Raw genomic sequence first — 13,138 nt, forward strand, 5'->3', positions numbered from 1 at the left:
GTTTCAACCCGGAGGCGGCAGCGTCGCCGGCGGCGGTGTTGCCGGTCCGGCGACGATCAACAGCGCATCGATCTCGGCAAGATCGGTCTCCGCCAGTCGGCCGGCCTGACGCTTCAGGCTCAGCACGCTGATCAGATAGTCATAGCGGCTCTGCGAATAGCTGCGCTGCGCGGCGTACAGGTTGCGCAGCGCGGTCAGCACATCGACTTCGGTACGAGTGCCGACCTTCAAACCCAGCTGGCTCGATTCCAGCGCCAGCTGGCTGGACTTCATCGCCGCCTGCGTGGCCTGGACGCTGGCGATGCCCGAGATCACGCCCTGGAAAGCGTCGCGGGTCTGGCGTTCGACGGCGCGCTGGGTGCCTTCCTCGCTGGCTTTCGACTGGCTGCCGAGGGCGGCGGCCTGTCGCACCTGCGACGCGATCTGGCCGCCGGCGTAGATCGGCAAGCTGATATTGACGCCGATGCCGCCACGGGTGGAATCGGCATTGCGTTCGCTGCTGTTCAGGTTCTCGTTGTAGGTCGCGGTCAGCGCCAGGGTCGGGTAGTGGCGGGCGCGCACGGCACTGACATTGCGCACGGCGATCTCGGTGCCGAGGCGGGCGATGCGCAGGTCGTAGTTGTCGCTGCGGGTAGCGTCCAGCCAGGGCTCGATGCGCGCCGGTGTTGGTGGTGCCAGCGGCATGTTCTCGGCCAGCGCCTGGCCAGGATCGGCTTCGCGGCCGGTGATCTCCTCCAGGGCGCGCTGGGCATTCGCCACCCGTCGCTCGGCAGCGATCACCGTGGCGATGCTGGCGTCGAAGGCGGCGCGGGTTTCCTGCACGTCGATGATCGTTGCCAGCCCGACCTCGCGACGCCGCTCGGCCTGCTGCCACTGGCGTTCGGTGGCGGCGCGCTCGGCGCTGCCGGTGCGCAGCGCATCGCTGGCGGCCAGCACTTCGAAATAGGCCTGTGCCAGCCGCAGGATCAGCGACTGCTGGGCATTGCGATAGGTCGCCTCGGCCTGCGCCACGCTGATGTCGGCCTGCTTCAGGCGCTGGAAGGCTTCGAAGCTCCACAGGGTTTGCGACAGCAGCACCTGGGCCTGGTCGGCGGTGTTGTAGAAATCGACCTTGCTGCTGGCGGTGGGTGCCGGATTGGTCGGGTCGGTGATGATGCGGTTGCCGCTGGTGGTGATCTCGTTGTGGCTGCGCTCGTGGCTGCCGGTGGCGGTGAGCCGGGGCAGGAACGCCGATACCGCCTGCGGCTTGGCTTCGACGGCGGCATCGCGCGCGTACTGCGCCGCCAGCAGCGTGCGGTCCTGATCGAGCGCCTCGTGATAGCTGTCGAGCAGATCGTTCGCGGTGGCGGCGCAGGGCGCTGCTAGCACGCCGGCAAGCAGGGCAGGGACTATCGGGCAGCGCATGGAGCGTCCTGGAAAAAGGGTTCGGCAAAACGATGCCGTCCCTATGCAGACGTTTGCGGCGGCGGCTCCCCCACCGCGGACCCCAGGCAATTGTCAGTGAATCGTCGAGGTGGGGGGAAAGCGTGCGGCTGCGTCTCTAGATGTGTAGCCCGTCGAAACGGGCATTGCCGCTGTTGCCTGCCGCCATCGGATTCAGCCTCCTGGCCGGCGCGCCCTGAACCACGACCGGAGCCGAGCATGGCCGCAGAAGCAGGAGGTCCCCCGAGAATGTCGACCATCAGCCCCAGCCCGGTGCCCAGGCTGTATCGCGGCGCGGTGCTCAAGCATGGGCTCGACTGGGATCGCATCGATGCGCTGCTGCACACCGTGGAGCCGACGCCGCAGAACCTGCAGCTGTTCCAGGATGGCGCAGTCGATCCAGCCAGCTATGTCGAGCGTGCCGGCGAACTCGGCATGTCCCGCCCGCGGCTGATCAAGGAACGCTTCTACAGCCTGCTGCGCGGTGGCGCGGCGCTGGTCTTCAACCGCATGGAGCTGCATTCGCTGGAAGCACGCCAGCTGTGCGCGGCGGTGTCACGCCTCGGTGGCGCGTCCGGCATCGGCAACGGCTATCTGAGCTTCGGCGGCCAATGCGCTTTCGACAAGCACTGGGACACCCATGACGTCTACGCCGTGCAGCTGATCGGCCGCAAGCGCTGGCAGCTGTTCCAGCCGACCTTCATGAACCCGCTGGCCGAGCACACCAGCGAAGCGATGGCCATGCAGTGCCCGGACAAGGTAGTGCTCGACTGCGTGCTGTCGCCCGGCGACATGCTCTACGTGCCGCGTGGCTGGTGGCACCAGACCCTGCCGTTCGACGAACCGAGCTTTCATCTCTCGGTCGGCCTGTATCCGCCGACCATGCACGATTTCCTCGGCTGGGCACTGGCCAGAGTCGCGCCGCAGCGCCTGGCCGTGCGCCAGACCTTGTCGAACGATCCCGGCGTGGTCGCCGGCGATCTCGGTGCTGCTGTCGAGGCGCTGCGCGATCTGCTGCTCGACCCGGCGGTGCTCGCCGACTATCGCCGCGAGATCGCGCTGGCCGATCGCCCGGTACCGGAATTCGAGTTGGCGCGCTTTGCCGGCGAACGGACCATCGGCCCGGAAACCCTCCTGCGGCTGTCGACGGCCCAGGCTGCGGTCCGCACGCCGGAGGCCTTGCTGATCAACGGCCGCGCGCTGCCTGCCGACGGGCTGGGCGCGCGGATCATCCAGCTGCTGGCAACGGTGCCGATGTGCAGCTTCGCGGCGCTGTCCGACGCCTTCATCGATGTGCCGGAAGCGCTGTTGCAGGAAGGGGTGTTCGAACTCTCGGCGCACGGCTGCATCGTCACCGGCGGCGTGCAACTGGCCGAGCCGTGAGCGCTCGTCATCGGCAGCTCGGCTGCATCGGCAGGTAGGGGAAGCTGTCTCCCAAGCGTCACCAGTACAGGCCGCCACGCTGCCGCTCTGCCGACGCCATGAACCACAGCCTTTCGATGTCCGCCGAATCGCCTGCCCGTAGCACCGGGCAGCGATCAAACGGGACGATGCAGCAGCGCTGGGTGCTGTCGCCGGGCCTCGATGGCCTGCTGATCATTGCGGCACCGGTGCTCTGTCTGCTGCTGGCGATCGCCACCTTTGCCTGGCTGCCGGCGGAACGCGCCGCGACCCTGGTGCTGGTCACCCACGTGGTGCTGACCGTCGCCCATCACCTGCCGACCTACATCCGCCTGTACGGCGATCTCGATACCTTCAATGCCGATCGCTGGCGCTGGCTGCTGACGCCGTTGCTGCCGTTCGGACTTTCTCTGGCGGTGCTGATCCATCTGCGCGCGCAGGGCTACGGCCTCGAACAGTTCTTCTACCTGTTCATCCTGCTGACGCTCTGGGATCCGTGGCACTTCCTGATGCAGCACTACGGCTTCATGCGCATCTACGACCGTGGCAACGCCGCGCCGCGTCAGCTTGCCGCTGGCATGGATCGCATGGTCTGCACGGCCTGGATGCTTTATCTGCTGCTGGCCTCCAGCGCCTGGCTGCCCGAGTTGCTGCAGGATCTCGATACCAGGCTGGCGCTGCCGCTGCTGCTGGCACTGCCGGCCGGTGCGGTCGATGCCGTGACCAGCGGCGCGGCAGCGATCGCGATCCTGGCCAGCGTCGTCTATGCCGGCTATCTGTGCTGGTGCTGGCGGCGCGGCTGGTTCGTCAGCCCGGCCAAGGTCGCGCTGCTGGTGCTGACTTTCGGCGTCATGTGGCTGAGCTACACACCGAACGCGCTGATCCGCGAATGGGCGCCGGGCTGGTCGTTCAAGGTCGGCTTCGCGACCGTCGGCATCGTCCACATGACCCAGTATCTGGCGATCGTCTGGCGCTACAACCGCAATCTCGCCGCACGCCCGAATGCCACGCGCGCCGGCTGGTTCCGCTGGCTGCACAGCCGCAACACGCTGTGGGCTGCTGCGCTCTACGTGATCGTCTGCATCGCCTACGGCGAAGGGCTGACCACCGATTTCCAGACCGACTGGATCACCATCCCGGTGCTGGCACTCGGCTTCACGTCGACGCTGATGCACTACTACTTCGACGGCTACATCTGGAAGCTGCGCAAGCCAGGGACGGCAGCGACGCTGGATGGCAGCGCAGCGGGTTCAGCTGATCCGACACCGGCAGGCCGTCGTGGTCCAGCGCTGCGTGACTGGCTGCGACCCCTGCTGATCTTCGGCCTGCCGCTGGGCCTGATGACCACGGTGGCGGCCGCATCCTGGTCGGTGCCGCAGCCGGCCTATACCGAAACCCTGAAGGAAGCGGTGCAGGCCGCTCGCGCCGGCGATCGCGAACAGGCCGTGCGCAATGCCCGCCGCGCGCTGAGCGCAATGGACCGCGAGCTGCCGCGTGTCCGCGCGCTGGCGCGGCTCGAGGATTCCTCTTCCCGCGATGCCCAGCTGGCCTTGTTGCTCTACAGCCATCGCTGGGTGCAGTACGCGCTGCTGCCACAGCTCGGCGGCCGTGACGATATCGAACAGCTGGCCTTGCAGCGCGATGGCATCGCCGAGCCGCTGCAGATCATCGATCGCGCCCTGGCCCGCGGCGGCAGCGTGGCCCATCCCGGTCATGAAGCGATGAGCCTCGGTGAAGCAAAGCGCCTGCGCGATGGTTGGGCCAGGCAGATGCAGCAGCTCGATCAACAGCTCGCGCAGGTCGCGCCATGAGCGGCCGAAATGAATACCTCGATGTTCAATTACCAAACCGGAGGCTGCGGATGATTCGCTCGTTGTTGTGGTCGCTTTGCCTTGCTTCGCTGGCGTTGGCGCCGGTGCAGGCCGGGGCACTGCCGCAAGTCCGCCTGTTCACCACCGGCGGCACCATCCAGAGCAAGGGCGCGCATCGCCAGAAGCTGATGGAGTATTCCGATGGCCGGGTGACGCCGTCCGAGCTGGTCGACGATCTGCCGGAGCTGCGTGATGTCGCCCAGCTCAGCTATGCGGAGATCAGCAACGTCGGCTCCGGCAACATCGATACCAAGACCCTGCTGACCCTGGCCCAGCAGGTCAATGCCTGGCTGGCGCTGCCGGAAGCGGCGGGTGCGGTGGTCACCCACGGCACGGCGACGCTTGAGGAAACCGCGTACTTCCTGAACCTCACGGTGAAGTCGGACAAGCCGGTGGTGGTGGTCGGCGCGATGCGGCCGTTCACCGCGGTGAGCCGCGATGGCCCGATGAATCTCTACAACGCGGTGCGTGTGGCCACGACGCCACAGGCCCGGGACATGGGCGTGCTGATCATGCTCAACGACGAGATCAATGCGGCCCGCGACACCACCAAGAACAACACTTATCGCGTCGATACCTTCATCGCCCGCGATGTTGGCCCGCTCGGCTTCGCCGACAGTGACAGCATCGTCTTCTATCGTCGGCCGATCTACCGCCACACCTCGCACAGCGAGTTCGATGTCTCGAAGCTCAGCAGCCTGCCGCGCGTCGACGTGCTCTACGCGTATCAGGAGTCCGATGACGCGGCGGTCAAGGCCTTCGTTTCGGCGGGTGCCAAGGGCATCGTCAACAGCGGTGGCTACTCGGAGCCGCTGGCCGCACTGAAGGACAAGGGTGTGGTCGTCGTGCAGAGCGATCGCAAGGGTTCAGGCCGCGTGGTCAAGAGCGAGAAGGTGGCTGCCAAGGGCCAGGTCACCGCCGACAACCTGCCACCGCAGAAGGCTCGCATCCTGCTCCGCCTGGCGCTGACCAGGACGACCGATCCGGTCGAGATCCAGCGCATCTTCGACGAATACTGATCATCAATTTTGGGGTCACCATGAACCGTCTTTCCCTGATCGTTGCCGTCATCTCGGCAACGCTGCTCACCGCTGCGCCCATGCTGACTGCGAGCGCTGCCGAAATCCCCACCTACGCGCCGCCGCCAGCCGCGCCACCGCCCGGCACCAGGCTGCCGACGGTGGTCATCATGTCGATGGGCGGCACCATCGCCAGCCGCGGCACGCCACGCCTGAACGTCGCCAACTACGGTGGCAAGGGCGTGCCGCGAGTCGATCCTCAGGACTGGTTCAACGACGAACCGGAACTGGCAACTATCGCCAATATCCGTCTCGAAGACGGCCGCCCGCCGGTCGATCGCGCCAGCGGCGAAACCCAGGGCGATGACCTTAGAGTCGCCGCCCGGCTGCGGGTGCTGATGCAGGACCCGACGGTCGATGGCGTGGTCGTCACCCACGGCACCAACACGCTCGCCGAATCGGCGTTCCTGATGAATCTGATTATCGACACCGCGAAGCCGATCGTCTTCGTCGGCTCGCAGCGGCCGTGGACGGCGCTGTCCGGTGACGGCCCGCGCAACCTCTATGACGCGGTGCGAGTCGCCGGTACGAAAGAGGCTGCCGGCAAGGGCGTGCTTCATTGCATGAACCAGTACATCAACACCGCGCGCGATGTCTCGAAGACTTCCGCGTATCGCGTGCAGACTTTCAAGGGCATCGATGTCGGTGCCATTGGTTTCGCCGACCCGGACATCGTCAAGTTCTATCGCGAGCCGATGCGTCGACACACGATGGCCTCCGAGTTCGCCGGCCGCGATTACAAGGATCTGCCGACCGTCGAGATTGCCTACGCGTATCGCGATGCGCCGGGCTACATCATCGATGCGATGGTCGCCAACGGTGCCAAGGGCATCGTCATCGACGGCACCGGCGCCGGCAGCCCGACCACCAGCCAGACCGACGCGATCAAGCGCGCCCAGGCCAAGGGCGTGGTCGTGGTCGCCACCGCCCGCACTCACGGCGGCCGCGTGCAGGACACGCCGCGCCGACGCGAAGCCAAGATCGTCCCTGGCGACAATCTGGTGCCGGAGAAGGCCCGCATCCTGTTGCAGCTGGCGCTGACCAAGACCAAGGACGTGGCCGATATCCAGAGAATTTTCAATGAGTACTGATCGCCGCTCGCTGAGTTCGTTGCTGGCGGCTGCATTGCTCGCCGGCTTCGCGACGGCTGCCAGCGCCGCAGCGCCGACGCTGCCGAAGTACGAACATTGGGTGAAGCTGAAGCCGGAGAACTCGGTGATCGGCAACTTCCCGGCGCAGAAGAAACCGATCCTCACCGTGAAGTCCGGCGACACCGTGCGCATCGACGGCGGTGGCGGCAACCGCTGGATGGAGCAGGACCCATTCGCCTGGATCAAGGACAACGGCATCAAGCTGAACGCCGAGGAAACGGCGGCGATCCGCGAGATCGACACCGTGATCAAGGACACGCCGCGCCAAGGCGAGATCAAGACCGGGCATCTGCTGATCGGCCCGATCGCCGTCGAAGGCGCGATGCCCGGCGATACCCTCGAAGTGCGCATCATCAAGGTGGTGCCGCGCCTGCCGTACGGCACGGTCGGCCAGCGTTCAGGCCGCGGTGCGATTCCTGATGACGTGAAAGAGCCGTTCACGGTCGTCGTCAACTTCGACGAAGCCCGCACCATGGGCTCGTTCGGCGGCGGCATCGAAGTGCCGCTGCACGCGTTCCAGGGCGTCATGGGCGTGCTGCCGGCAGAAAGCGAAGGCCCCAACCGGCGCAGCGGCCCACCCGGTGTGTTCGGCGGCAATCTCGACTGCAAGGAACTGATCGACGGCACCTCGCTGTACCTGCCGGTGTTCCATCCGGGCGCGCTGTTCTTCACCGGCGACAGCCATGCCGCGCAGGGCGACGGCGAAGTCACCATCAACGCCATCGAAACCGCCAACACCTCGGTGCTGCAATTCGTGCTGCACAAGGGCAAGAAGCTGAGCGCGCCACGGGCCGAGAGCGCGACTCACCTGATGGCCTTCGGTCTCGATCCGGATCTCGATACGGCGATGCAGATGGCGACCCGCGAGACCAATTCGCTGCTCGGTGACGTCTACGGCCTGGACTTCGCGCATGCCTTTGCGCTGTCCAGCGCAGCCGTCGATTTCCGCGTGACCCAGGTGGTCGATGAGACCAAGGGAATTCATTCGATGATCGCGAAATCGCTGTTCACGAAGGCGAAGCTGGCGCCGTTCTGGGCGGCGGGGAAGGGGCGGTAGGGTTGGTCCACATTTAAGGATATTGGTCGGGTTCTCGACTTGATCCGCCCTCGTTCTCGTTGACTGATTTCGGCGCCCTATTCCGCGCTTTCGCGCGGGTAACTTTCTTCGAACGCCCGAAGAAAGTCACCAAAGAAGTGCGCCCCGCGGCATGCCGCCGACTCGCGAGAAGAAGAAGCGCGAGTCGGTTCCCTGTGCTTCTCGCGCTCTCCGGGGCACCGCGCCGACAGGCCATCCATGGCCTGGCAGCGCTCGACCGGCATCCATGCCGGTCGTCCCTCTCCGAGCACTGCGATGCTCGGCGGCATGCAGGGGGGATGAACGTCAACGGCAGAAGCAAAGCACGGCAACGTCAAAAGCCAAGGCGGCTTCGCTTTTGATTCTGCAGTTGCTGCGGCTTTTGACTTTGGACCCCCTTAAGCGCGCCGAGCATCGCAGGCCATGGCGGACAGGCTCCGAAGGAGGCGAGGCAGGATGCCGATGCCTTTTCGCCGCGCCACGGATGGCGCGTCGAAAAGCCCCGTCATGGCCGAGAAGCACAGGGTGAAGATTCGCGCTTTGCGAGCACTGCTCGCTGCGAATCTGAACGCCCGGCCGGGATGTTCGGCCGGGCCGGGGGTATCAGAAGGACTCGCGATCCGACGCAGCGCCGGGGGCGCCCTTCCTTTGGTTACTTTCCTTGGGCGTCAAGGAAAGCGGGAAGCGATTAAAGCTTCCCGCGCCCGATAGCGCGGAATAGTGCGCCAACGCCAGCCAACAACAGCAACGGCGGATCAAGTCGAGAACGAACAAATTGTCATCGAACTAGTCATGTGGATAAGGCCAGACCGAAACGACCCATTGTCTCTCCGCGACGCTTCTTGCTATATCGAACCCCAACCTCGAACAGCATGGCCACCAGCCCCATGAACGCACGCACCCTGATCCCAATCATCTTCTGCATCCTCACAGGCTTCGCAGGCATTGCACGCGCCGGCGAACAGCGAGTCGAGGTCGCGAAAGGCGTGAGCGGTGCCTGGCTGACACCCGACAGCGGCTGGGACGGCCGCACCGTGCTCATGCTGCATGGCTTCGCCGATGACATGGATGGCGTCGGCGACCTCGGCAAGCACCTCGCCCAGGCGATGGCCGCGGAAGGCATCGCAAGCTTGCGGATCAACTTTCGCGGCGAAGGCGATCGCCTGCGCACCCACATCGAATCGACCTTCCCGACACGGCTGGCCGATACCGCATCCTCCTACGCCTTCCTGCTGAAGCAGAAAGGCGTCGACGTGAAGCACATCGGCGTCTGGGGCTTCAGCCTCGGCGCCAGCACCGCGATCGAGACCGGCGGCAGCAAGCCGGCGTGGTTCCGGACGATGGCGGTCTGGTCCAGCCCGGCTGGCGACCAGTTCGCGATGTGGCAGCAGAGCGTGCCGGAAGTCGTCGAGAAAGCGCTGCGCGACGGCGAGGCCACGGAGGACGTGCCGGGCTGGAAGAAGATCACCACCAAGCGCGCGTTCTACGAAAGCTTCCGCGGCTTCGATATCGACCGCTCGCTGGCGAAATACCCCGGCGCCTTCCTCACCGTACGAGGCTCGCAGGATCACCTGCCACAGCACGATGCGGAGTTCCTGCGCATCGCTCCCGGCCAGCCCGCCGAAGCCCTGCTGATCGGCGGTGCCGACCACATTTTCCGCGTCTTCGATCCCGGTGCCCCGCTCGCTCAGCGCGCGATGGATGTCACGGTGGCTTGGTTCGTTCGGACGCTGTGATCACAGCTGTGTAGTGCGGGAAAGCCGCAGGCGCAGCCCACCTTCTGCAACGCGCCGACTGCCAGACGAGGCGGGATGCGCGGCCAAGAATCCGGCCGCTTTCCCGCCCTACGTGCGTTCAATCCCTCGCCACCACAGGCCCCAAAGCCGGCACGCTGGCCGGCGGTCGGCGATAGCGAGTGGCCTGTTCGTAGGCATAGGCGTAGCCAACGATCTTCGCGTCGTCCCAGGCGCGGCCGAGGATCTGTAGGCCAACCGGCAGGCCCTGGCCGAGGTAGCCGCTCGGTACCGATAGCGCGGGCCATTGCAGCGTGCTGCCGACGAAGGTCAGGCTGCTGCCGAGGCCGGTGACGCCGCCCTTGGGGTTGGCTTCTTCGGTCATCAACTGGGTGTTGCGGTCGCCGTTGACGACGGGCAGTTGCGCCCAGGTCGGGAAGACCACGGCGTCTATCTTGCCGCTGTCCATCGCCTTGGTGAACGCGACTCTGTAAGCCTCTTCGACTTCCAGTCCCTTGATGGTTTCCTGATCGGTGGCGACCGGGCCGGCGGCGGCATCGGCTTCCAGTCGCACCTGATGCAGCGGATGGGCGAGCTTGGAGGCGGCGATGGCTTCCATCGACGGATACGGGATGCCCGGATGGGCGGCGAGGTAGCGGTTCATGTCGTCCTTGCGGCGTGCCGAAGTCTGCGGCGCGCGGGGCAGGGTTTCGATCTCCGGTACGGCGAACGGATCGACGATCACGGCACCCGCGGCCTTCAGTTCGGCGAGCGTCTTCTCGAAGTTCGCGAGAATGCGCGGATCGGTGTTCTTGGCGGTGAAGATCTGCCGCAGCACGCCGAGGCGCGCGCCCTTCAACGCGTCCTTCTTCAGCACCGCGGTATAGGTCTTGGCGATATGGCCCTTGGCGCGCAGCGTGGCGGCGTCGGTGGGATCGATGCCGGCGATGGCGTCGAGCAGCAGCGCCATGTCGGTGACATTGCGCACCATCGGCCCGGCGGTGTCACGAACGCTGTTGTTCGGCTGGATGCCGTCGCGCGATACCAGGCCGACGGTCGGCCGCAGGCCGGCGAGGGCGTTGTGGGCGGCGGGCATGCGTACGCTGCCGCCGGTATCGGTGCCGATGCCGACGGTCGCGAAGCTCGCGGCGATCGAAGCGCCGGTGCCGCCGGACGAGCCGCCGGTGGCGAACGCGGTGTTGTACGGGTTGCGCGCGAAGCCCGGCAGCACCGAGTTGATGTTGTCGCCGCCGCCGTTGGTGAACTCCGAGGTGGAAGCCTTGCCGAGGATGATGCCGCCGGCCGCCTTGATCTTCGCGACCAGGGTCGCGTCGCGCTTCGGCATCCAGTTCTTCCAGCCCTGGAAGCCGGAAGTGTTCGGCATGTCGTCGGCGTCGATCACGTCCTTCACCAGCACCGGGATGCCATGCAGCGGCCCCTTGAGCTTGCCGCTGGCCTTGAATGCGGCGTCGATGCGATCGGCTTCCTCGAGCGCTTTCGGATTGAGATTGATGATCGAGTTCAGATACGGGCCCTGCTTGTCATAGGCTTCGATGCGGGCCAGATACATCTCCACCACCTGGCGCGTGCTCAGCTCGCCGGATCGATACGCGGCCTGGATGTCGGCAATGCTGGCTTCCTCGATCTGCAGCGCGTGGGCGGGTGCGGCGGCGATCAGCGCAGCGGCGAAAGCGGCGAGCAGGGACAGGCGGCGGTGACGCATTGAGGATTCTCCAGAGTAGCCAGGACGGTCTTCTGAAGATGACGGCCAATGTCGGCGCTGACCCTACGTCCCGGCTCAGGTAGGGGAGCGATGCCGCCTCGCGTCTGAATCAGTACGGCACCAGCGTTCGAAATCTGCATTGCCGTGGCCGCGTATCCGGAAAGCCACACTCATGAACTACTCCCTGTCACGCCGCAAGTTGTTGGGCACCACCGTGGCTGCGACGGCTGCCGCCTCGCTGGGTCGCCTCGGTCCGGCCTTCGCGGCTGCGGACACACCGGAGCAGCTGGTGCAGCGCTCCGTCGTCGAAATCGCGGCGATGATCCGCAACAAGCAGGTCAGCGCCGTCGAGGTGGTGAAGGCCTGCTACGCGCGCATCGACGTGGTCAATCCGCGCATCAACGCAGTGGTGGCGCAGTGTCGCGAACGCGCCTTGGCCGAAGCCGCGGAAGCCGATGCCTTGCTCGCCCGAGGCCAGATCAAGGGCCCGCTGCACGGTGTGCCGTTCACGGTGAAGGATTCCTTCGATACCGTCGGCGTGGTCAGCACCGCCGGCACGCTCGGCCGCAAGGATTTCGTGCCGGGCAAGGACGCCACCGTGGTCGCCCGTGTGCGCGAAGCCGGCGCCATCCTGCTCGGCAAGACCAACACGCCGGAGTTCACGCTCGGTGGCGGCGCCCGCGAAACCTTTAACCTCATCCACGGGCAGACCTACAACCCGTATGGCGAAGGCTATCTGTGCTCCGGCTCGTCAGGCGGCGCGGGCGCCATCGTCGCTGCGGCGGGTTCGTACTTCGACATCGGCTCCGACTACGGCGGCAGCATTCGCGGCCCCGCGTTCGCCAACGGCATCGCCGGCCTCAAGCCCACCTATGGCCGGGTGCCGCGCACCGGCCACATCGTCGGTTACGGCGGGCCGTTCGATAACTTCCAGGAGATCGGCCCGCTGGCGCGCCGGGTGGCCGACATCGAACTGCTGCTACCGATCATGATGGGTGAGGATTCATCCGACGCCGCGATGGCGCCGGTGCCGCTGGGTGCTTCGAAAGACGTTGATCTGAGCCAGCTGCGCGTCGCCTGGTATGACGACAACGGCAGCGTCAAGGTCAGCGGCGAAGTACAGGCGATCATCAAGCAGTGCATCGGTTACTTCCGTGCGCTGGGCTGCAAGGTGAAGGAAGACCGACCGCCGCGCTTCAAGGAACTGGCCGATACGCGCGGCGCGTTCTCCGGCGCCGACGGCCGCGAGTTCATGCGTCGCCTGCTGAAGAAGCACGGCACCGTGCAGGCCTCGCCCGGTTTGAACATCAGCGGCACGGCCGTGCCCAGCGCCGAGTTCACGCGCCTGTGCGAGAAGATGGACGAGATCAAGCGCGAACAGTTGGCCTGGTTCGAGCAGTACGACCTGATCCTCTGCCCGGTCACCTGGCGCGCGGTGCAGAAGGTGCCCACCGAATTCATCAAGTCGCCGGAATGGGGTGCGGGCTACGGCGGCATGACCAGCGAATACAACACCACCGGCTGGCCCGCCGGCGTGGTGCGAGTGGGCACCTCGAAAGAATCCAAGGGCCTGCCGTTGGGCATCCACGTGGTGGCGCAGCCCTGGCGCGATGACGTGGTGCTGGCGGCGCTGGCCCACATCGAAGCGCAGACCGGCGGCTGGATAGCTCCCCCGCTGTGATC

At 66.0% G+C, this 13,138-nt stretch carries 9 protein-coding genes; 7 read left to right on the forward strand and 2 right to left on the reverse strand.

From position 1 onward, the window contains the following. Positions 1-3 precede the first annotated feature (3 nt). Entirely contained in the window at positions 4-1,404 is a 1,401-nt protein-coding gene (locus G513_RS21455) for a TolC family outer membrane protein (RefSeq protein ID WP_022975753.1), read from the reverse strand. A gap of 267 nt (positions 1,405-1,671) precedes the next feature. On the opposite strand from G513_RS21455, the gene G513_RS24690 reads away from it, so the two are divergent. The 6 genes from G513_RS24690 to G513_RS0105180 all read left to right on the forward strand — a co-directional run bounded on the left by G513_RS24690 (position 1,672) and on the right by G513_RS0105180 (position 9,735). Beyond that, the gene (locus G513_RS24690) at positions 1,672-2,805 is read left to right on the forward strand and encodes a JmjC domain-containing protein (RefSeq protein WP_022975754.1); all 1,134 of its coding nucleotides are present in this window, start codon (positions 1,672-1,674) and stop codon (positions 2,803-2,805) included. Positions 2,806-2,903: 98 nt separating this feature from the next. Then, entirely contained in the window at positions 2,904-4,634 is a 1,731-nt protein-coding gene (locus tag G513_RS0105160; RefSeq protein ID WP_156891399.1) for a hypothetical protein, read from the forward strand. 50 nt (positions 4,635-4,684) lie between these two features. Continuing rightward, positions 4,685-5,713: an asparaginase gene (locus G513_RS0105165; RefSeq protein WP_028475163.1), complete on the forward strand. Its 1,029-nt coding sequence runs from the start codon at positions 4,685-4,687 to the stop codon at positions 5,711-5,713. A 20-nt stretch (positions 5,714-5,733) separates the two neighbouring features. Further along, positions 5,734-6,864, forward strand: a complete 1,131-nt coding sequence (locus G513_RS21465) for an asparaginase (RefSeq protein WP_022975757.1) — start codon at positions 5,734-5,736, stop codon at positions 6,862-6,864. Beyond that, positions 6,854-7,981: an acetamidase/formamidase family protein gene (locus tag G513_RS0105175; protein WP_022975758.1), complete on the forward strand. Its 1,128-nt coding sequence runs from the start codon at positions 6,854-6,856 to the stop codon at positions 7,979-7,981. Before G513_RS21465 ends, G513_RS0105175 begins: the two co-directional genes overlap by 11 nt. Positions 7,982-8,871: 890 nt before the next feature. Next, positions 8,872-9,735 (forward strand): alpha/beta hydrolase family protein, encoded by an 864-nt coding sequence (locus tag G513_RS0105180; RefSeq protein ID WP_022975759.1) that lies wholly within the window; start codon positions 8,872-8,874, stop codon positions 9,733-9,735. A gap of 118 nt (positions 9,736-9,853) precedes the next feature. On the opposite strand, the gene G513_RS0105185 is transcribed toward G513_RS0105180, so the two are convergent. Then, positions 9,854-11,455 (reverse strand): amidase family protein, encoded by a 1,602-nt coding sequence (locus G513_RS0105185; protein WP_022975760.1) that lies wholly within the window; start codon positions 11,453-11,455, stop codon positions 9,854-9,856. Between the two features lie 172 nt (positions 11,456-11,627). On the opposite strand from G513_RS0105185, the gene G513_RS0105190 reads away from it, so the two are divergent. After that, positions 11,628-13,136 (forward strand): amidase, encoded by a 1,509-nt coding sequence (locus G513_RS0105190; RefSeq protein WP_022975761.1) that lies wholly within the window; start codon positions 11,628-11,630, stop codon positions 13,134-13,136. Positions 13,137-13,138 lie beyond the last annotated feature (2 nt).

It is taken from the genome of Nevskia ramosa DSM 11499, from assembly GCF_000420645.1.
GTDB lineage: Bacteria > Pseudomonadota > Gammaproteobacteria > Nevskiales > Nevskiaceae > Nevskia > Nevskia ramosa.